Source organism: Fertoeibacter niger, from assembly GCF_009380135.2.
GTDB classification, from domain to species: Bacteria; Pseudomonadota; Alphaproteobacteria; order Rhodobacterales; family Rhodobacteraceae; genus Fertoeibacter; species Fertoeibacter niger.
In genome coordinates, this window is the sequence record NZ_WHUT02000002.1 from 308,886 (window position 1) to 328,875 (window position 19,990).

Here is a 19,990-nt window from a genome sequence, read left to right on the forward strand (position 1 = left end):
CGGATATTTGGGCCAGCAAGAAAGCGCGCGGTCTGAGCAGATGGCCGGCCGGGTCATTGCGGCGGGCGCACCACGCTGGTCACGCCGCCCTGCCACCAGCGCGGTGGGGCGGTCAATGCCGAGGGGTGCAGCGTTTCCGAGCGGTCCTGCCCGATGCGGCGACGGCGACGCAGCAGGAACAGCTTGCTCCACCCCCGCCGGGTGCCGACCATCGGCGCGGCGGGGTCGCAGGGAAAGCGCGCGCGCCAGCCCTGCGGCAGGGCCAGACCGCAGCTTTCGGCGCGTTCCAGCATCCAGACCAGCGGGATGTTCGACAGGGGCCGGGCCCGGTCAAACCCGCCCAGATGGCCGCCGATGTCGCCATGCGCGCCGCGGAACCAGACCTGTTCCACCGCGCAGGGGCCGTCGGGCGGGCATTCCCACAGCACGGGCGCGAACACGGCCCGGGTTTCGTGCAGCGCCAGCGCCTGATAGCCATGGCGGATCATGCCCCCCAGCCGGTGACTGTGAAACGCATGCTGGTTTTCCGTCAGCATCCACAACAGCGGCAGGCGGATGCCCAGCGCCTTGACCGTATCCCAGACGCCGATCATTTCCACCCAGACCGCCGGATGGCAGAAGCGGCGGGCAAAGGCGCGGGCGGCGGGGCGGTCGGGGTCGCGCTGGTAGTGGCGGTAGGCAAGCTGCACGTTTCGTTCCGTCGCGGCGTCGCGGGTCAACAACCCGACGCGGTCGATCACCCCGGCCAGTGAGCGCACCGCATAGGCCCCGCGCGAGTAGCCGAACAGGTAAATCCGGTCGCCCGGCTGGTAGTGGCTGGCCAGATAGCCATAGGCGCGGCGGATCTGGCGGTTCAGACCACGGCCCTGTGCCAGTTCATGCGCCTGCCGCCAGCCTTCCCATTGCAGGCCGGGCTCATAATAGACCGACCTGTGCCGCGTGCGCCCCGCCTCATGCAGCAGGCGCCAGGTGAGGCCCGCGTTCGTCTCCTCCCCGGGTTCGAGGGATGACAGGGTGCCATCGAGGATGATCACATGATCGACCGCGCCGCGTCTTGTGCCGGGGGCGGGTGGCATGGCCGGTTCGGCCGCCACCACCAGTTCGGGGCGGGTCCACCAGCGGCGAAGGCGGTCAATCAGATACAGCCGCCGCCTCCTGCAACCAGTGCCACACGCGCTGCGGCGTGAAGGGCATGTCGATATGGGTGACACCACGCGGCGCAAGCGCATCCAGCACGGCGTTTGACACCGCCGCCAGCGCACCCACGGTGCCCGCCTCGCCACAGCCCTTCATCCCCAGAGGGTTGGCGGTGGAGGGCACGGGTTCGGTGGAAAAGCCGATCATCGGCATATCTGAGGCGCGCGGCATCGCATAGTCCATGAAACTTGCCGTGAGAAGCTGGCCGGTAGCGTCATACCCCGCCACCTCGCAGAGCGCCTGCCCTATGCCCTGCGCCACGCCGCCATGCACCTGCCCCTCGGCCAGCTGCGGGTTTATCAGCACGCCGAAATCATCGGTCACGGTATAGCGCACCACGCTGACCTGCCCGGTCTCGGGGTCCACCTCCACCTCGGCCAGATGCGCGCCGTTGGGGTAGGACCGGCCCGGCAGGCGGGTAGTTTTCGCGTGGTCGCCGAGGTCGCTGCGGCCCTTTTCGCGGGCCAGCGCCACAGCCTCGATCAGCGTGAGCCGGGTGTTCGACCCCGGGGCACCGAACGTATGTTCGCTGAACGTCACGCCCGGACCGATCTCACCCTCAAGGAAAGCCGCGATATCGGCCAGCATTGCCTGCACCGTCGCCCGCGTGGCGGTGCCCTGCACAGTGACAGACCGGGAGCCACCCGTGCCGCCGCCGGTGGCGATACGGTCGCTGTCGCCCTGCACGATGCGGATCAGGTGTTCGGGAATGCCGGTCGCCTCATGCAGCATGCGGGTATAGACGGTTTCGTGCCCCTGCCCGTTCGACTGCGTGCCGACATAGAGCGATACCGTGCCATCCGCGTGGAATTCGACCCGCGCGGTTTCGGACGGGTCGCCCAGAATGGCCTCGATATAGGTGGCCAGACCCATACCGCGCAGCAGCCCCTTGGCCCCGGATGCCGCACGCCGCGCGGCAAAGCCTGCAACGTCACCCTCGGCCTGCACACGGTGCAACACGCGGGGAAAATCGCCGACGTCGATATGTTCGCCCGCCACGGTGGTATAGGGAAAGGCCTTGATGAAATTCTTTTGCCGCAGCGCAAAGGGGTCCACCCCCAGCACCCGCGCCGCGTAGTCCATCACCCGTTCCAGCGTCATGATCGCCTCGGGGCGTCCCGCACCGCGATAGGCATCGACCGGGGTGGTGTTGGTGTAAACCCCCTTGGCCCCAAGGAATGCCGTCTGAATGTCATACACGCCGGTCAGCACCTTGGAAAACAGGTCAGACTGGATCGCCTGCCCGAATTGGGAATTGTAGGCCCCGAGGTTTGACACAAGGTTGACGCGGTAGGCCGTGATGCGGTGATCGGCGTCAAAGCCCATGTCGGCCACCGCCACCAGATCACGCCCGCCATTGTCGGTCAGCATACTTTCGGTGCGGTCGGCGATCCAGCGCACGGGGCGGGCCAGCATCCGCGATGCAGCGGCGATCACCACATATTCGGGATAGGTCATCGCCTTCATGCCGAAACCGCCGCCGACATCGGGGTTGGTCACGCGCACCGCGTCAGGGGGCAGGCCCAGCATGCGCGCCAGTTCCGCCTTCTGGTTCCACACGCCCTGCCCGTTCACGCACAGATGCAGCCGTTCGCCATCCCATTCGGCAAAGGCCGCGCGGGGTTCCATCGCGTTCACGATGATGCGGTTGTGCAGCACATCAAGGCTGACGCGGTGGGCGGATGCGGCCAATGCGGCCTCGGTCGCGTCGGCATCGCCAAGCCCGTAGTCGAAGGCCAGATTGCCGGGTGCTGCGGGGTGAATCTCTGGCCCGCCCGTGGCCAGTTCCAGCGCCACCGGCAGGTCGTCGGTATCCAGGCTGATCGCCTCCAGTGCGTCGCGCGCCTGGGCCAGCGTATCGGCGATCACCACCGCCACAGCCTCGCCCACGAAACGCAGGCGGTCGCGCGCCAGCACCGGACGTTCGGGCGACGCCCCGCGTGACCCGTCACGGTTCTTTACCGTGGTGCCTTTCATTCCCAGCGTGACGCCTGCCGTCTTCAGATCGGCCGCAGCCAGCACCAGATGCACCCCGGGCATGGCGCGGGCCGCGTCCAGATCCAGCGCGGTGATCGTGGCATGCGCCACGTTGCTGCGCAAAAACAGCGCATGCAGCGAGTCCGGGGGGGCGATGTCATCGACATAGCGTCCCGCCCCGGTCAGAAATCGCTGATCCTCGATCCGCCCCTGTTTTCCGAAAGCTGACATGCGTGCTGTCCCTGTTTGCTGGCACGGCAACGCTAAACGCCCGGCGGAAGATTTTCCAGCCGGGCGTTCGGGATAGCGCAGGTTTTGGCTGTCAGAGCTTCAGCGACAGCACGGTGGCAAGGCTCAACTCGCCAAAGCCGTTGAAGCGGCTGTTGGTGACTGTCGAATAGGCACCCATGCCCTGAAACACCACGAAGTCACCCTCTTCGATCTCCGCCGACAGGGCCACTTCGCCCGGCAGACGGTCCACCGAATCGCAGGTCGGGCCAAAGATGATGCGGTCGGCCTTGTCGCCGGCCCGCTTGACGCCCGCAGGGGTCAGCACTTCGGTCCGGTCGATCACGCCGATCAGCGGCAGTTCGGCCAGCGATCCATAGACGCCATCGTTCAGGAACACATGGTTGTCGTCGCGCACCGCCTTGACCCGGGCAGCCAGCGTGAAGGCATCACCGCACAGGGCGCGGCCCGGCTCGCACACCAGCATCGGGCGGTTTTCACCAAAAGCTTCGGTCGCCACGCGGTCGATCAGGGCAAAGGTTTCCTCGATCTGCGGCAGCACGCCGTTCAGTCGGTGCGACGGGAAACCGCCGCCCACGTTCAGCCGGGCAATCGTGACACCCGCATCGCGCGCGATGTCGGCGGCGGTGCGGATGTAGGATTCCCACGCCGCCGGATCGGTGCATTGCGTGCCGGGGTGGAAGGTGATCGACGGGATGAACCCAGCAGCCGCCACGGTTTTCAGCAGTTCGGTCGCCACTTCGGCGGTCGCGCCGAATTTGGCACCGAAGTTATAGGCGGCACCCGACACCGGCAGCTTGAAGCGCACCGAAATCTCGCAGCCGTCCGCCGGAACCATCTCGATCAGTTTCGCCAGTTCGCTATGCGAATCAACGGAGTAGGATTTCACGCCCAGTTCGACCGCCGTGGCGATTTCATGCCGCGCGCGCACCGGGTTGTTGTAGTGCAGCGCCGCATCGGGGGCCAGACGGCGGATCATCCGCATCTCGAAGGGCGAGGCCACATCATAGCCACGCACCCCGGCGGCCGAAAAGTTCTCGATCACCACTTCTTCGGGGTTGGACTTGACGGCGTAAGTCACCATGCCCGGGAAACCGTCGATGAAACGGCGGGCAGCAGCCTGCAAGGCGGCGGGCGAAAAGAACAGCACGGGGGTTTCCGGCTGGATGGTGCGGAGGTATTCGGACGGGTTCGTCCAGATCGTTTTCGAGAGTCCCATCGGCGCATTTCCCTTCTGCCAACAAGACGCAAGCCCTCAGCCCACTCGGGGATGGGAGGCACCTGCGCGGTTATCTAAAACCAGGCCAGGTGCGTATGAGCCGCCCTTTCCCTGAAAACTCGGATGCTTGAAATGGACCACATATTCACCGATCAAAAGTGTATATATGTATGGTATGATCGTTATAATGACGAAAGAACGAGGCAAACTGCATGGATGAGCTGGATCGGAGCATAATGGGCCTGCTGGGGGCCGATGCGCGTATGTCGGTGGCCACATTGGCGCGGCGGCTGAAGGTGGCGCGGTCCACCATCCAGGCCCGGCTGGAGCGGCTGGAGACCACGGGCATCATCGCGGGCTATACGCTGAAGCTGGGCGAGAATGCCCGGCAGGGGCGGTTGCGGGCGTCGGTTCTGCTGACGATCGAGCCCCGGGCGCAGGCGGGAATCCTGACCCGGCTCAAGGCAATAGCCGAGGTGGAGCGCGCCTATACCACCTCGGGGCGGTTCGATCTGCTGTTGCAGATCGCAGCTCCCAGCACGCAGGTGCTGGATCAGGTGCTGGACCAGATCGGCGCGCTGACGGGTGTGCTGTCGTCGGAAAGCCTGATCCACCTCAGCACGCGGATCGACCGGGCGGTGTGACATTGCCCGGTCGGGCCGATGCAGAACCCGTGTGCGGGGGATGCACAGCCGATGCAGCACGATCATGCGCGCGGCAGGGTGCGGCGCAGCATTTCTGCGATCACCGCATCCCGCTCGGCCGGGGGAAAAGCGCCGACCGCGCGCATCCGTCCGGCTGCCAGCAGGTCAGCCAGGCCGTGTGCCATGGCCCAGACGGCGGCTGTGTCGGCCACTGACAGCCCACCTGCCGCAGTCACTTGATCCACCAGATGCTGATAGGCCGCGCGTGACGCCTGACCCAGATCGGCACTGGCGAAATCGGTTCGCTGCGAGCCCCAGAGCAGGCGGAACAGCGCGGGGCGTTGCAGGGCGAAGTCCACATAGCCCAGCCCTGCCGCCACCAGTTGCGATGCGGGGTCGGGGTTGGCCACCGCCTCTCGCGCGGCCTGTGCGGCCAGAAACTGCCGGAACCCGTCGGCGGCCAGCGCGGTCAGCAGGCCGTTGGCATCGCCGAAGTGATGCGCCGGCGCGGCATGGCTGACGCCCGCGCGTTTTGCCACCTGCCGCAGCGAGAACGCTTCGATACCGCGCTCGGCAATCTCGGCCTCGGCAGCGGCCAGCAAGGCGGCGCGCAGATCGCCGTGGTGATAGGGCTTGGGCGTTTCATCGGGCATGCGGCGATTCTAGACCGCCATCTTGCCACTGTCAAATTTCGCTTGACAGACTCGCAGTCCCGCATATCCTGCCACTGTCAAGATCAGGAGCAGGCCATGCCCCCCGACCCCCATGTGCTTTTCGGATATTCCGGCCCGCTGGTGATGTTGGGCTGGGCCGCGCTGCTGGCCACCCCGCTGGCCCCGCGTGTGGCCGATGCGGTGGCCAGCCTGCTGATCCCGCTGCTGCTGTCGCTGGCCTATACCGCGCTGGTCATGGCGCATTGGGCGGGGGCCGAGGGCGGGTTTGACAGCCTTGCCAATGTGATGCTGCTGTTCGACAACCCGGCCATCGCACTCGCGGGCTGGCTGCATTACCTGGCCTTCGATCTGTTCGTGGGTGCGTGGATCGCCCGCACCGCCCGGGCCGAGGGGATTGCCCATCTGTTCATCCTGCCCTGCCTTGTGCTGGCCTTCCTGTTCGGCCCGGCGGGCTATCTTGCCTTCACCGGCCTGCGTGCCGTGCAGCGCCTGCGCCACCTTTCGGTCGGAGCCGTGACATGACCCCTGCCCTGTCCCGCGCCGCCCCACGCCGCGATCCGGCCCGCCTGCTGGCCCCGCTGTGGCAGCACGCCCCCGGATTTACCGCCACCGGGCTGCTGGCCGCCCTTGCCCTGCTGCCGCTCTATGCCGCCATGGCGCTGGACATGCGGCTGTTTCAGGGCGAATCCGTCTGGCTGAAACCGATAAAGTTCCATATCGCGCTGGCGATCTATCTGCTGACGCTGGCGTTCTTTGCCCGCTGGCTGCCCGCCACGATGCTGGCCCGGCGCGACTGGCGGGTGTTTGTCTGGGCGGTGAACTTTGCGGTGGTGGCCGAGCTGGTCTGGGTGGGGGCCGCCGCCGCGATCAACACGGCATCGCATTTCAACACCACCATTCCGGCCTTTGCCGCCATCTATGGCCTGATGGGCGTGTTCGCCGTGCTGCTGACCTCGGCCAGCCTGGTGATGGGTGTTGCCATCTGGCGCAACCGGGCCACAGGTCTGGACCCTGCGCTGCATCTTGGCATCGCCTTGGGCCTGATCCTGACCTTCGCGCTGACCCTGCCGGTGGCGGGCACGCTGTCCAGCCTTGGTGCGCATCTGGTGGGGCCCAGCGATGGCAGCCGGTTGTGGCTGATGGGCTGGTCGCGCGATGCGGGCGACCCGCGCGTGGCGCATTTCCTGGCCACCCATGCGCTGCATGCCGTGCCGCTGGCGGGGCTGCTGGCCAGCCGCCTGCTGCCGCCCGCAGCCGCCCGCGGCGCGGTCATCCTGGCGGCGGTGGCGTTCAGCCTGCTGGTGGCGGGCACGTTCTGGCAGGCGATGCAGGGCCGCCCCTTCCTGCCCTGGATGGGCTGATCCGCAAACCGCTTTTCCTTGGGCCTGCCAACGGCTACACAGCCTGCAAATCAAGCGGGACGCCACAAGATGCCGATGGAAAAGACCTTCAACACCGCCGAGGCCGAAGCGCGGCTTTACGCCATGTGGGAGGCTGCGGGCGCCTTCGCCGCCGGGGCCAATGCGCAACGCCCCGAGACGTTCAGCGTGATGATCCCGCCGCCGAACGTGACAGGCTCGCTGCACATGGGCCATGCATTCAACAACACCTTGCAGGATATCCTGACGCGCTGGCACCGGATGCGGGGGTTCGACACGCTGTGGCAGCCCGGCACCGACCATGCGGGCATCGCCACGCAGATGGTGACGGAGCGCGACATGGCGGCGCATCAGGAGCCTTCGCGCCGCGAGATGGGGCGCGATGCGTTTCTGGCCCGGGTCTGGCAGCAGAAACAAGCCTCGCGCGGCACGATCATCGGCCAGTTGAAACGGCTGGGGGCCTCCTGCGACTGGTCGCGTGAGGCTTTCACCATGTCGGGCGCGCCCAATGCGCCTGCGGGGGAGGAGGGCAATTTCCACGATGCCGTGATCAAGGTGTTCGTGGAGATGTATAACAAGGGCCTGATCTACCGCGGCAAGCGGCTGGTGAACTGGGATCCGCATTTTGAAACCGCGATTTCCGACCTTGAGGTCGAGAATACCGAGGTTGCGGGCCATATGTGGCATTTCAAATACCGTCTGGCGGGCGGTGAAACCTATGAATACATTGAAAAAGACGACGAAGGCCGCGTGATCTTGCGCGAAACGCGCGATTACGTCGCCATTGCCACCACCCGCCCCGAAACCATGCTGGGCGACGGTGCCGTGGCCGTGCATCCGTCGGACAGCCGCTATGCGCCCATTCTGGGCAAGATGGTGCATCTGCCGCTCTGCGACCGCCTGATCCCGATCATCGCCGATGAATACCCCGACCCCGCCTTCGGCTCGGGTGCCGTGAAAATCACCGGCGCGCATGATTTCAACGATTATGCCGTGGCGAAACGCGCGGGCCTGCCCTGCTACCGCCTGATGGACACGAAAGGCGCGATGCGGGCCGATGGCGCGCCCTATGCGCAGGCGGTGGAGCGGGCGCGGGCCATCGCCGCCGGTTCGCCCGCCGATGAGAATGAGGTGGACAGCCTGAACCTCGTGCCCGAAAAATACCGGGGGCTTGATCGTTTCGAGGCCCGCAAGCAGGTGGTGGCCGACATCACCGCCGCCGGTCTGGCCGTGACCACGCTGGAAAAATCCATCGACGCCGAGACCGGCAGCGAACACCTGACCCGCGTGCCGGTGGTCGAGGCGAAGAAGATCATGCAACCCTTCGGCGACCGATCGGGCGTGGTGATCGAGCCGATGCTGACCGACCAGTGGTTTGTCGATACCGCCAAGATCGTGGGGCCTGCGCTTGAGGCCGTGCGGTCCGGGGCGACCAAGATCATCCCGGAGTCGGGCGAGAAGACCTATTTCCACTGGCTGGAGAATATCGAGCCATGGTGCATTTCCCGTCAGTTGTGGTGGGGGCATCAGATACCCGTGTGGTATGGGCCGACATGGGGTGAAGGTGAACTAGCAGTTGCGGTCAACAATTCAGACGCGTTTGGCGGTCGTGTTCTCAAGTCATTCTGTGCTGCGACTGAACAAGACGCTTTGCAGATGATGAGAGAGTATTATCCCGCTGATATCATGATGAAACCGGCACCAACGTCGGACCACACATCGTGTGGATACACACTTGACAGCGCAACCGGCCAAAAGTTCGCTACCTACTACCGCGACCCCGACGTTCTCGACACATGGTTCTCCTCCGGCCTCTGGCCCATCGGCACCCTTGGCTGGCCCGAGCAAACCCCGGAACTGCAAAAGTATTTTCCCACCTCCACCCTGATCACCGGGGCGGATATCATCTTCTTCTGGGTCGCCCGGATGATGATGATGCAACTGGCCGTGGTCGATCAGGTGCCGTTCAAGACCGTCTACCTGCATGGCCTCGTCCGCGACGCCAAGGGCAAGAAGATGTCGAAATCCCTCGGCAACGTCATCGACCCGCTGGAGATCATTGACGAATACGGCGCCGACGCGCTGCGGTTCTCCAACGCGGCGATGGCATCCTTGGGCGGTGTGCTGAAACTCGACACCGCGCGCATCGCGGGCTACCGCAACTTCGGCACGAAACTGTGGAACGCCTGCCGTTTCGCCGAAATGAACGGCGTGTGGCAGGGGCATGTGACCAACCCCACCCCGCCCGCCGCCACCGCCACTGTGAACCGCTGGATCATCGGTGAATGCGCCAAGACCGTGGCCGAGGTGGATGCCGCCCTCGCCGGATACCGCTTCGATCAGGCCGCCGATGCGCTGTATAAATTCGTCTGGGGCAAGGTCTGCGACTGGTATGTCGAATTCGCCAAGCCGCTGTTCGACTGCGATCAGGCGGCGGAAACCCGCGCCACGATGGGCTGGGTGTTGGATCAGTGCATGATCCTTCTGCACCCGATCATGCCCTTTGTGACCGAGGAATTGTGGCAGACCACCGGCCAGCGCGCCAAGATGCTGATCCACGCCGACTGGCCTACCCTTGGCAGCGATCTCATCGACCCCGCCGCTGACCGCGAAATGAACTGGGTCACGGGGCTGATCGACGCCATCCGGTCGGCCCGCGCGCAGATGCATGTGCCGGTGGGGCTGAAACTGGCGATGCTGCACAGCGGTCTGGATGAAACCGCCAGCGCCGCCTGGGCGCGCAACGAGGCGCTGATCCAGCGGCTTGCCCGGATCGAGAGCCTGACGGCGGCCGAGAGCATCCCCAAGGGTGCCATCACCGTCGCGGCCGAGGGCGGCACATTCGCCATCCCGCTGGCGGGCATCATCGACATTGCCGCCGAAAAGGCGCGGCTTGGCAAGTCTCTGGAAAAACTCGCCAAGGAAATCAACGGGCTGAAAGGCCGCCTGAACAACCCCGCCTTCGCGACCTCGGCCCCCGAGGATGTGGTGGACGAATGCCGCGCCAATCTGGAGGCCCGCAGCGACGAGGCCGCCAAACTGCAAGCCGCCTTTGACCGGCTGGCGGAGATCGGGTGATGGCCGCACCCGTCATCCGCCGCCATGGGCGCTATAACCTGCGGGCGGGCAAGCTGGGCGCAGCCTTTACCGCCCGCGCCTTTCTGGCCGATGCCAAGGCGGGCAGCGGCATCGTGGCCGAAACCACCGGACCCACGGCCGAGGCCGCGCTGGAGGCAATGGTGGCGCTGCTGACCGCACGCGACAATGACCAGCGCAGCCAGCGGCGCGCGCATCCCGATGTGGATCTGGTGATCCCCACCAGCGCCGAATATGCCGATGCGCTGGCGGCCCTGCCCGTCACGCCGGGGCAGCGGGCGATGCTGGCCGCGCACCGCGTTGCGGGTGACGCCGGGCTGACCGCCACCCAGATCGCCGATGCGGCCTCTTATGCCAGCTTTGCATCGGCCAATCTGCATTACGGCAAGCTGGGCCGGATGATCGCGGATTACTTTTCCATCGCCCTGCCCAAGGACAGCGCAGGACGCGCCGACCATGTGGCCACCAACATTCTGGCCTTTTCGGGCGCGGAACAGGTCAACGGGCACTGGCTGTGGATCATGCACCCGGAACTGCGCGCCGCCCTGGCCGAAGGGGCCTGACGCGGGGTTTTGCCCCCTAGCCCACGCTGTGCTATGGTGATGCCGCAAGACAGAGAGGCCCGATGTCCTGGCTCAGCCGCATGGCCGAACGACAGATGCTGCGCGCCCGCGCGCAGGGCCGGTTACAGGGGCTGGAGGGCGAGGGCAAACCCCTGCCCGACCGGCCCGGCGATGCCTTTGTGTCGGCGGGTGATGCCGTGGGCTTTCGCATCATGGCCGAGGCCGGGGTGCTGCCCGAAGAGATCGTGCTGAAAAAGCAGGTGATCGCGCAGCGCGCGCATCTGGCGACGCTGACCGATGCGGCGGAACGCAAGTCGGCGATGGCGGAACTGGCCCGGCTGGAAATGCGGCAGGCGATTGCCGAAGAATCGCGCCGGCGTTTCATGAAGGGCTGATCCCTGATCTTGCCAGCTCTCCGGCGAGTCTGGCCAGCCACCCGGCATGCGCCACCCCAGATTCACTCACAGGATTTTGCCCTTCGGCCAGCGCTTGAAAAGCCGGCCCCGATGACCCACAACAGGCCACCCCCAAGCCCGAGGCCCATGTGACCCATCCCCGTTTCACCCCGCTTGCCGACAGCCTGCCCGCCACCGTGCCCTTCGTCGGGCCTGAAACGCAGGAACGCGCCCGGGGGGCCGCCTTCGCCGCGCGGCTGGGCGCGAATGAAAGCCTTTTCGGCCCCTCGCCGCTGGCCGTGGCGGCGATGGCGCAGGCGGCGGCGGATGTCTGGATGTATGGCGACCCCGAAAACCACGACCTGCGGGCGGCACTGGCGGCGCATCATGGCGCAGGGCCGGAAAACATCGTGGTGGCCGAGGGGATCGACGGGTTGCTGGGCTATCTGGTGCGGCTGCTGGTGGCCCCCGGCGATGCGGTGGTGACATCGGATGGCGCCTATCCCACCTTAAACTTTCACGTCGCGGGCTTTGGCGGGCATTTGCACAAGGTGCCCTACCGGGGCGACCACGAAGACCCCGATGCGCTGCTGGACCGCGCCGCGGCCGTGGATGCCAAACTGATCTACCTTGCCAATCCCGACAACCCGATGGGCAGCCACCACCCCGGCTCCACCATTGCGGCGATCATCGAAAGGCTGCCCCCCGGCACGCTGTTGGCGCTGGACGAGGCCTATGTGGAACTGGCCCCCGAAGGCACCGCGCCGGTCATTGCCGCCGATGACCCCCGGGTGATCCGCCTGCGCACCTTTTCAAAGGCTTACGGCATGGCGGGCGCGCGGGTGGGCTATGCCATGGGTGCCGCCCCGCTGATCGCGGCCTTCAACAAGGTGCGCAACCATTTCGGCGTGGGGCGGATCGTGCAGGCCGGGGCTTTGGCGGCATTGGCAGATACCGCACATCTGGCATGGGTGCAGGCCGAGGTTGCCGCGTCACGCGCAGCGCTGGGGCGGATTGCTGTGCAGAATGGCCTGACCCCCCTGCCTTCGGCCACCAATTTCGTGACGATGGATTGCGGCGCTGACGGCGCCTTTGCCCGCAGGGTGCTGGAGGCGCTGATCGCGCGCGGCATTTTCGTGCGCATGCCCTTTGTCGCGCCGCAGAACCGCTGCATCCGCGTCAGCACCGGACCGGCGGCCGAGATGCGGGCCTTTGCCGATGCCTTGCCGCAGGCGCTGGCCGCCGCGCGGGGCTAGGCGTCAAAGGCCCGCCACAGCGGGGCTATCAGCCAGCCGCCACACCGTTGCGCGCGGGCCCCAGCGCGGGCGCTGTGCCTTCGGGTGTCAGCACCAAGGGGGCGGCGCGCACCATGTCGGGCACGGCCTTCGGCGCGGCAAAGGCTACGGGCATCGGCTCGGGCATCACCTCGGCCACCGGCAGAACCGCGCCATCCTCCAGCGGCCGGCGGAACACCAGCATGTTCTGGAACTGCGTGGCCTTGCCGGTCAGCCCCACCCGTTCGTCGCAGGGCAGCGTGTCGGCGCGCAGATATTCCCAGCCCTCGCGGCCCATCTCGTTCATCAGCGTGGTCAGCGTCAGCGCAAAGCGTTCGGGCGTGGTTTTCGCACCACGGGCCTTTTCACCACGCCGGGGTGCCGGCACCACCTTGTATTCAAACCGCTGCATCTCTGCCCCCAGGTTGCGTTTGGCGGCAGATTAGCCAGATTCGCGCGCCAAGGCCATGCAAGGAAAGGATAATCCGGCAAACCGGGGGTTTTCCGCCACAACCCGGCCTTTCGCCCCATATCTGGTGGCTCGTGCGGGCCGGACCCCTAGCCTTGCGTGGCGATCAGCGCATGCAACCGGCCCTGCAGGCTGAGGATCAGCGCCACGCTGTCGTCTGGCCAACCGCCCGGCTGCGGGGGCAATGCCCGGGCCGTGGTCAACAGGGCGGCAAGTTGCGGGCCAAGGCTGTCACAGACCGCCGCGCGGTCGGGGCAGAGCGGATGTTCCGCCCGCCTGACCGCGCAGGCGGCAAGCTGCACCTGCGCACCCAGCAGCGCGGGCCCCGCCGGGCAGGCGGCCACAGCGCGCGCCTGCGCATCCCGCGCGCGGGTCATGCGCGACAGCGCTTCGGGGCTATCCTGCGGCTCATCCGGCAAAGGCTCCCACGCGGCCGAAAGCAGGGTGGCCAGCGCAAAGGCCATATCGCCCGGTCTGGCTTCGAACCGCGCCAGTTCCGGTTGCAGCAGCGCCACCGCGCGGGCGCGCAGGGCCATGCGATCCTGCGGGGCGACGACCTGCATCTTTTCGATCAGCGCCGAGGCCAGCAGGGCCGCCACCCGAGGATCAGACGCGCGGGCCGCGCGCAGGGCGCCGAAAGCCGCAATCGCCCGGTCAAGGTGCAGCAGTTTCGCGGTGCCGTAGAAACCCGCCGCCCGCTCCATCGCCTTTTGCCCGCGCGCCAGATGGGCGGGGCGGCCCCCGTTCAGCGCCAGCAACAGGGCGCCGATCAGGCTCACAGCCCCAGCTTGGCCGCGACCATCGCATTGACCACGGCGGGGTTGGCCTTGCCGCCCGTGGCCTTCAGCACCTGCCCGGTGAACCAGCCCGCCAATTTGGCGTTCTGCTGCGCCTTGGCCACCTGATCGGGGTTGGCCGCGATCAGCGCATCCAGCGCCGCCTCGATGGCCCCGGTATCCGTCACCTGCTGCATGCCGCGTGCTGCCGCCACTTCGGCAGGGTCGCCGCCCTCGGTCCACAGGATGTCGAACAGATCCTTGGCCATCTTGCCGCTGATCGTGCCCGCTGCGATCAGGTCAAGCACGCCGCCCAGCTGCGCTGCTGACAAGGGGGTGTCGGCAATGGTCAGCCCTTCCTTGTTCAGCCGCCCGAAAAGCTCGTTGATCACCCAGTTCGCCGCCTGTTTGCCATCGCGGCCTTGCGCCACAGCCTCGAAGAAGCCAGCCGATTCCAGATCGGCGGTCAACACATTGGCGTCATAATCCGTCAGGCCGAAACCGGACATGAAGCGCGCCTTCTTGGCATCGGGCAGTTCGGGCATGCTGGCGCGGATGTCATCGACCCAGGCCTGCTCGATCTCCAGCGGCAGCAGGTCGGGGTCGGGGAAATAGCGGTAATCATGCGCCTCCTCCTTGGACCGCATGCTGCGCGTTTCGCCCTTGTCGGGGTCGTAAAGCCGGGTTTCCTGCGTGATCGTGCCGCCATCCTCCAGAATGGCGATCTGGCGACGGGCCTCATAGTCAATCGCCTGCGTCATGAAACGCATTGAGTTCATGTTCTTGATCTCGCAGCGCGTGCCCAAATGGCTGAAATCCTGCGTGGCCTGAAACTTCTCATACTGGCCGGGCGGGCAGACCGACACGTTCACATCGGCGCGCAGGTTGCCGTTCTGCATGTTGCCATCGCAGGTGCCCAGATAGCGCAGGATCTGGCGCAGCTTGGTCACATAGGCCGTCGCCTCTTCGGCGCTGCGGATGTCGGGGCGGCTGACAATCTCCATCAGGGCCACGCCGGTGCGGTTGAAATCGACGAAGCTTTGCGTCGGGTCCATGTCGTGAATGCTTTTGCCTGCGTCCTGCTCCAGATGGATGCGCTCGATCCTGACCAGCCGGGCCACACCCGGGGCCAGTTCCACCAGCACCTCGCCCTCGCCCACGATGGGGTGATAAAGCTGGCTGATCTGATAGCCTTGCGGCAGGTCGGGGTAGAAGTAATTCTTGCGGTCAAAGGCCGAGCGCAGGTTGATCGCGGCCTTCAACCCCAGCCCGGTGCGCACCGCCAGTTCCACGCAGAATTCGTTGATCACCGGCAGCATGCCCGGCATCGCCGCATCGACAAAGGCCACATTGCTGTTGGGCTCGGCCCCGAACTGCGTCGAGGCCCCCGAAAACAGCTTGGCGTTTGACGCCACCTGCGCGTGAATCTCCATGCCGATGACCAGTTCCCAATCCTGCCTCGCCCCGGCGATCACCTTGGGTTTCGGGGGGCTGTAAGTCACATCGAGCATGGCGTTTTTCCTTGCGGCATTGGGCCGGTGTTGCGCCTTTCTAGGCATCCGGCAGGCCATGGGCAAGGGTCAGGCTGGCGGATTTCGGCCTATACGACTTTGCCGGGCTGGACTCGCGGGGGGGTGGTTCGGCAAAAGGCCTATGTCGTGCAACATGTGCGATGCCACCATGTCAGGTTCCATGCAGATCAAAACCATCCTCATCGGCTGTCTTCTGGCCCTTCCCCTCGCCTGCACCAAGGCCCCTGTCGCCGAAGATACCGGCGAGTTGCCCGTGATGCGCTGGGATCACCGCCCCGAAGCCCCGGTCTGGACGGAACAGACCCTGCTGGCGATCCAGTCGAATGACGCGGCCCTGACCAGCCTCGTGCCCAATGACATCGCCACCTGGTGCCCCGCCTATCCCGAGGCCGATGCGGATCAGCGCCGGGCCTTCTGGTCGGGCATCATCTCGGCCCTGGCCAAGCACGAAAGCACCTGGAACCCGCTGGCCGCCGGTGGCGGTGGCCGCTGGATCGGGCTGACGCAAATTTCCCCCCGCACCGCCGCCGCCTATGGCTGCGATGCGACCAGCGTGGGTGCGCTGAAAGACGGGGCCGCGAACCTGTCCTGCGCGGTGGAAATTGCCGCCGAACAGGTGGCGCGCGACGGCATGGTTGCAGGCAACGGCAAGCAAGGCATGGGCCGCGACTGGGCCCCGTTCCGCAGCGCGGCCAAGCGCGAGGACATGGCCGCCTGGACCCGTTCGCAAAGCTATTGCCAGAAGATCTGACACCAGCCTGAATTTTCGCAGAAAATTCGTAACTTGACGATTTTTCTGCGAAAAATCCCGCCCGACCCTACAGCACCCGGTCCAGCGCCGACATCAGCTGCGCCACCTCGGCCTCTGACGTGTAATGCACGAAGCTGAGCCGCAGCACGCCGCGCTCCAGATCCACGCCCATTGCGGTCAGCGGGCGCACGGCATAGAAATCGCCGCCCCCCGCCATCACACCAAACGGCGCCAGCGCCGCCGCCACAGGCTCTGCCGCGCGGTCCAGCGCCACGGCCACAGTGGGCGCGCGCCCTTCGGCCCGGCGCGGGCCGATCAGCCGCAGGTCATTGCGCGCCGCCAGATGGTCCAGCACAGGCTGCAACAGTGCCACCTCATGCGCGCGCATCAGGTCATGCACCGCATTGTTGCGCAGCCTTGCATCAGGCTCCGCCGCAAAGTGGTGCGCATGCAGGGCGTCGATGTAATCGGCCATGCCCGCGCAAGCCGCGATCTGCGCATGGTCCGGCCCGGCGGGGGTGAAGCGTTTGTAAAGCGTTCCGGCGTTGAAATAGTGGCCCTGCGCGGGCAGAAGATCACCAAAGCCGCGCCGGATCACCATGATGCCCTGGTGCGGGCCATAGGTCTTGTAGGCTGAAAACAGATACACATCCGCCCCCAGCGCGCCCATGTCGGGAAAGCCATGCGGCGCATAGCTGACGCCATCGACGCAAGTATAGGCCCCCGCCCCGCGCGCCATGGCGCAGACTTCCGCCACCGGGTTGATTTCGGCCACCACGTTGGAACAATGCGGAAAGCACACCAGCCGCACGCGGCCATCGGCCAGCAGGGTGGCCAGACCGGCCGGGTCAAGATGCCCGGTCTCGGGGTCGATCTGCCATTCGCGAATCTCTATCCCGTCATCAGCCAGCCTGCGCCAGACGCCGGAATTCGCCTCATGGTCCTGATTGGTCACGACAATCGCGCCATCGGTGCCGCGCAGCCATTGCCGCACCGCCTGCGCCAGAACAAATGTATTGGCGCTAGTCGAGGGGCCGAATGACAACTCGTCCCGGTCGATGCCCATCATCGCGGCCAGCCGGTCGCGCGCCTCGTCCATTTCCGCCCCGCCCAGTTGCGACGCGGCATAGGGTGCATAGGGCTGCACCTTGCGCTGGTGGTAGAACCGGGTCAGCCGGTCGATCACCGGCTTTGCAGTATAGGAACCGCCGGCGTTTTCAAAAAACGCCTGCCCCTGAAGCGAGGCTTCGGCAAAGGCGGGAAACTGGCTGCGGACAAAGGCAAGGTCAAGCGTGGTCATGCGGCACCCCAGGGTGATGTTGCGAACGACGGCACGGCGAAAACCTGACCAATGCGGGAAAGCGCCCCGTGCCGTGGCAGGTCTTCCAGCCGAGCCGCAGCCCGCCCGTCGAAAAGGGCGCGATCACGGCAGACCCCGGCAGGCCAGATGCCCGCCGGATTCGCCGAAAGATTAGCCGCCGCCCTGTGCAGCGGCAAGCCCCGCCGCTCAGGCGTTCACATCCACCACCACGCGGCCCTGCACCGCGCCTTGCAGGATGTCCGCCCCCAGCCCCGGCAGATCGGCCAGCGTTGCGGGGCGGATCATCGCCTCCAGCTTCGCCATCGGCAGATCGCGCGCGATGCGGTCCCAGGCGCGCAGGCGGTCGGGCGTGGGGCGCATCACCGAATCGATGCCCAGCAGATTCACGCCGCGCAACAGAAAGGGCACCACCGTGGCGGGCAGCGCCGCCCCCCCGGCCAGCCCCACAGCGGCCACCGAGGCACCGTATTTCATCTGCCCCAGCACCCGCGCCAGCATCGCACCGCCCACGGCATCGACACAGCCCGCCCAGGTTTCCGCCTCCAGCGGGCGCTTGACCGTCTCGGCCAGTTCCGCGCGCGCGATCAGCCGGGCCGCCCCCAGCCCGCGCAGATAATCCTCGGTCTCGGGCCGCCCGGTCACGGCGGCAACGCTGTAGCCCAGATGCGCCAGAATCGCCGTGGCCACCGACCCCACGCCACCCGCAGCGCCCGTCACCAGCACCTCGCCCTTGTCAGGCGTCAGGCCGTGATCCTCCAGCGCCATCACCGCCAGCATCGCGGTAAAGCCCGCGGTGCCCACCGCCATCGCCTGACGGGTGGTCAGCCCCGCTGGCAGCGGCACCAGCATGTCGGCCTTCACCCGCGCGCGCGTGGCATAGCCGCCCCATTGCGCCTCGCCCACGCGCCAGCCGGTCAGCACCACCGCATCGCCGGGCGCATAGCGTGCATCATCCGAGGCCAAGACCCGGCCTGCAAAATCGATGCCCGGCACATGCGGCCAGACGCGCACCAGCCCGCCGCCCGCCCCCAGACACAGCCCATCCTTGTAGTTCAGCGTGGAATATTCCACCGCCACCGTCACATCACCGGGCGGCAGCCGGTCATCCGCCACATCCTGCACCGAGGCGCTTGTGGCCCCATCCGCATCCTTTTCCACCACCAAAGCCCTGAACATCGCCCACTCCCCTTTTGTGGCACCCGCCGTCATTCCCATGTTCTGCCCAGAAAAGCGGCAGACCGCCAGTTGTCCCCTGAGCCTGCACGAAAGCCCGCGGCGCCGCACTTGCCTTGCCGTCACCCCAATCCCATTTTGCATTAAGGGCTTGAGCGAGCACCAGAGCTATTCTAGCCTTTTCAACGTTGCCGGCGGCCTCGGGGGAGGGATGACCGGCACTCCAACAGCCGAGGAGCATCCATGATCCACCGCACCACATTGCTGGCCAGCGCCGCACTGGCCCTTGCCCTGCCCGCTTTCGCCGCCGATCCCGACCTGCTGGTATTCGACTGGGCCGGGTTCGAAGATGAAAACCTGATCAAGGGCTATGTCGAAAAGCATGGCAGCCTTCCCACATATGCGTTTTACGGCGATGATGACGAGGCGTTCCAGAAGATCGCCTCCGGCTTCAAGGCCGATGTGGCGCATCCCTGTTCGCAGATGGTGTCGAAGTACCGCGATGCCGGGCTGATCGAGCCCTGGGATGTCAGCCGCATCCCGAACTTCGCCGAAATCGCCCCGCGTTTCCTTGATTCGCCGATTTTCAAGGATGACACCGGCGTCTGGTATATCCCGACCGACTACGCCTATACCGCCGTGGCCTACAACACCAATGACGTGCCTGCCGAAGATGTGGCCTCGCTTTCGGTGTTCCATAACCCGAAATATGCGGGCCGCGTGTCGCTGCCTGACAACACCGATGATGTCTGGGCGCTGGCGCTTCTGGCCACGGGTGTCACCAACTGGTCGGAAGTCAGCGAGGAACAGTTTCAGGCCGCCGCCGCATGGCTGCGCACCGCACACCAGAACGTCGTTGCCTATTGGGCCGACCCGTCGGAACTGGCGCAGCTGATGGCGGGCGGGCAGGTGCAGGTGGCCTGGTCGTGGAACGATTCCATCGCGCTGATGCGTGAGGAAGGCTTCCCCGTGGGCTTCCAGCGGCAGGCCACCGAGGGCGCATCGTCGTGGTTCTGCGGCTATGTCAACTTCAAGGACGCGCCGGGCAGCGAAGACAAGGCCTATGATTTCATCAACGCCTGGCTGGACCATGGCTCGGCCCAGGGCCTGCTGGACGGTTTCGGCTATGCCCATGCCAATGACGCGGCCATGGCGGCCATTCCGGCCGATGCGCTGGTCGCGGCCGATGTGAACCCGATCGAGGGCACCTTGCTGGCCCAGACCCCGATTGCCGCCGAAGTGCGCGACCGGATGCTGGAAGAGTTCGAGCAGATCAAGGCCGGTTTCTGACCCGCCCTCCG

General features: G+C 66.2%; 18 protein-coding genes. 9 read left to right on the forward strand and 9 right to left on the reverse strand.

Annotation, left to right across the window (positions count from 1 at the left end):
- Nucleotides 1–53: 53 nt before the first annotated feature.
- The 3 genes from GEU84_RS05005 to GEU84_RS05015 form a co-directional block, all read right to left on the reverse strand.
- The gene (locus tag GEU84_RS05005) at nucleotides 54–1,145 is read right to left on the reverse strand and encodes a DUF2235 domain-containing protein (RefSeq protein WP_241427593.1); all 1,092 of its coding nucleotides are present in this window, start codon (nucleotides 1,143–1,145) and stop codon (nucleotides 54–56) included.
- Complete coding sequence (locus GEU84_RS05010; RefSeq protein WP_152824217.1) at nucleotides 1,132–3,405, reverse strand: xanthine dehydrogenase family protein molybdopterin-binding subunit; 2,274 nt, start codon at nucleotides 3,403–3,405, stop codon at nucleotides 1,132–1,134. The genes GEU84_RS05005 and GEU84_RS05010 overlap by 14 nt, the downstream gene beginning before the upstream one ends.
- A 91-nt stretch (nucleotides 3,406–3,496) precedes the next feature.
- On the reverse strand, nucleotides 3,497–4,642 hold the full coding sequence (locus GEU84_RS05015; RefSeq protein ID WP_152824216.1) for a type III PLP-dependent enzyme: 1,146 nt from the start codon (nucleotides 4,640–4,642) through the stop codon (nucleotides 3,497–3,499).
- Nucleotides 4,643–4,854: 212 nt separating this feature from the next.
- Here GEU84_RS05015 and GEU84_RS05020 point away from each other — a divergent pair, with 212 nt between their 5' ends.
- Entirely contained in the window at nucleotides 4,855–5,286 is a 432-nt protein-coding gene (locus tag GEU84_RS05020; RefSeq protein WP_152824215.1) for an Lrp/AsnC family transcriptional regulator, read from the forward strand.
- A 62-nt stretch (nucleotides 5,287–5,348) separates the two neighbouring features.
- On the opposite strand, the gene GEU84_RS05025 is transcribed toward GEU84_RS05020, so the two are convergent.
- Nucleotides 5,349–5,939, reverse strand: a complete 591-nt coding sequence (locus GEU84_RS05025) for a TetR/AcrR family transcriptional regulator (protein ID WP_152824214.1) — start codon at nucleotides 5,937–5,939, stop codon at nucleotides 5,349–5,351.
- A gap of 96 nt (nucleotides 5,940–6,035) precedes the next feature.
- On the opposite strand from GEU84_RS05025, the gene GEU84_RS05030 reads away from it, so the two are divergent.
- From GEU84_RS05030 to GEU84_RS05055, 6 genes are all read left to right on the forward strand, one after another.
- Nucleotides 6,036–6,482, forward strand: a complete 447-nt coding sequence (locus GEU84_RS05030) for an ABA4-like family protein (RefSeq protein WP_152824213.1) — start codon at nucleotides 6,036–6,038, stop codon at nucleotides 6,480–6,482.
- The gene (locus GEU84_RS05035; protein WP_152824212.1) at nucleotides 6,479–7,321 is read left to right on the forward strand and encodes a hypothetical protein; all 843 of its coding nucleotides are present in this window, start codon (nucleotides 6,479–6,481) and stop codon (nucleotides 7,319–7,321) included. The genes GEU84_RS05030 and GEU84_RS05035 overlap by 4 nt, the downstream gene beginning before the upstream one ends.
- Nucleotides 7,322–7,390: 69 nt before the next feature.
- Nucleotides 7,391–10,417 carry a valine--tRNA ligase gene (locus tag GEU84_RS05040; protein WP_152824211.1) on the forward strand — a complete coding sequence of 1,009 codons (3,027 nt, stop codon included), beginning with the start codon at nucleotides 7,391–7,393 and terminating at the stop codon, nucleotides 10,415–10,417.
- Nucleotides 10,417–10,998, forward strand: a complete 582-nt coding sequence (locus GEU84_RS05045) for a hypothetical protein (protein ID WP_152824210.1) — start codon at nucleotides 10,417–10,419, stop codon at nucleotides 10,996–10,998. The genes GEU84_RS05040 and GEU84_RS05045 overlap by 1 nt, the downstream gene beginning before the upstream one ends.
- Nucleotides 10,999–11,060: 62 nt before the next feature.
- The gene (locus GEU84_RS05050; protein WP_152824209.1) at nucleotides 11,061–11,393 is read left to right on the forward strand and encodes a DnaJ family domain-containing protein; all 333 of its coding nucleotides are present in this window, start codon (nucleotides 11,061–11,063) and stop codon (nucleotides 11,391–11,393) included.
- A 149-nt stretch (nucleotides 11,394–11,542) separates the two neighbouring features.
- Nucleotides 11,543–12,649 (forward strand): pyridoxal phosphate-dependent aminotransferase, encoded by a 1,107-nt coding sequence (locus GEU84_RS05055; protein WP_174539325.1) that lies wholly within the window; start codon nucleotides 11,543–11,545, stop codon nucleotides 12,647–12,649.
- 28 nt (nucleotides 12,650–12,677) lie between these two features.
- Here GEU84_RS05055 and GEU84_RS05060 read toward each other — a convergent pair whose 3' ends face one another.
- The 3 genes from GEU84_RS05060 to gatB all read right to left on the reverse strand — a co-directional run bounded on the left by GEU84_RS05060 (nucleotide 12,678) and on the right by gatB (nucleotide 15,423).
- On the reverse strand, nucleotides 12,678–13,079 hold the full coding sequence (locus GEU84_RS05060; RefSeq protein WP_152824208.1) for a DUF4177 domain-containing protein: 402 nt from the start codon (nucleotides 13,077–13,079) through the stop codon (nucleotides 12,678–12,680).
- Between the two features lie 146 nt (nucleotides 13,080–13,225).
- Nucleotides 13,226–13,915 (reverse strand): hypothetical protein, encoded by a 690-nt coding sequence (locus tag GEU84_RS05065; protein ID WP_152824207.1) that lies wholly within the window; start codon nucleotides 13,913–13,915, stop codon nucleotides 13,226–13,228.
- Complete coding sequence (gatB, locus tag GEU84_RS05070) at nucleotides 13,912–15,423, reverse strand: Asp-tRNA(Asn)/Glu-tRNA(Gln) amidotransferase subunit GatB (RefSeq protein ID WP_152824206.1); 1,512 nt, start codon at nucleotides 15,421–15,423, stop codon at nucleotides 13,912–13,914. The genes GEU84_RS05065 and gatB overlap by 4 nt, the downstream gene beginning before the upstream one ends.
- A gap of 181 nt (nucleotides 15,424–15,604) precedes the next feature.
- Between gatB and GEU84_RS05075 the strand changes: the two genes are divergently transcribed.
- A complete protein-coding gene (locus GEU84_RS05075; protein ID WP_152824205.1) occupies nucleotides 15,605–16,195 on the forward strand; it encodes a transglycosylase SLT domain-containing protein in 591 nt (196 codons plus the stop codon).
- 67 nt (nucleotides 16,196–16,262) lie between these two features.
- On the opposite strand, the gene GEU84_RS05080 is transcribed toward GEU84_RS05075, so the two are convergent.
- Nucleotides 16,263–17,495, reverse strand: coding sequence for an aminotransferase class V-fold PLP-dependent enzyme (locus GEU84_RS05080; RefSeq protein WP_152824204.1), 1,233 nt, complete (start codon nucleotides 17,493–17,495; stop codon nucleotides 16,263–16,265).
- 207 nt (nucleotides 17,496–17,702) lie between these two features.
- Nucleotides 17,703–18,692 (reverse strand): acryloyl-CoA reductase, encoded by a 990-nt coding sequence (gene acuI / locus GEU84_RS05085; RefSeq protein ID WP_152824203.1) that lies wholly within the window; start codon nucleotides 18,690–18,692, stop codon nucleotides 17,703–17,705.
- Nucleotides 18,693–18,932: 240 nt separating this feature from the next.
- Between acuI and GEU84_RS05090 the strand changes: the two genes are divergently transcribed.
- Nucleotides 18,933–19,979 (forward strand): extracellular solute-binding protein, encoded by a 1,047-nt coding sequence (locus GEU84_RS05090; protein ID WP_152824202.1) that lies wholly within the window; start codon nucleotides 18,933–18,935, stop codon nucleotides 19,977–19,979.
- Nucleotides 19,980–19,990 lie beyond the last annotated feature (11 nt).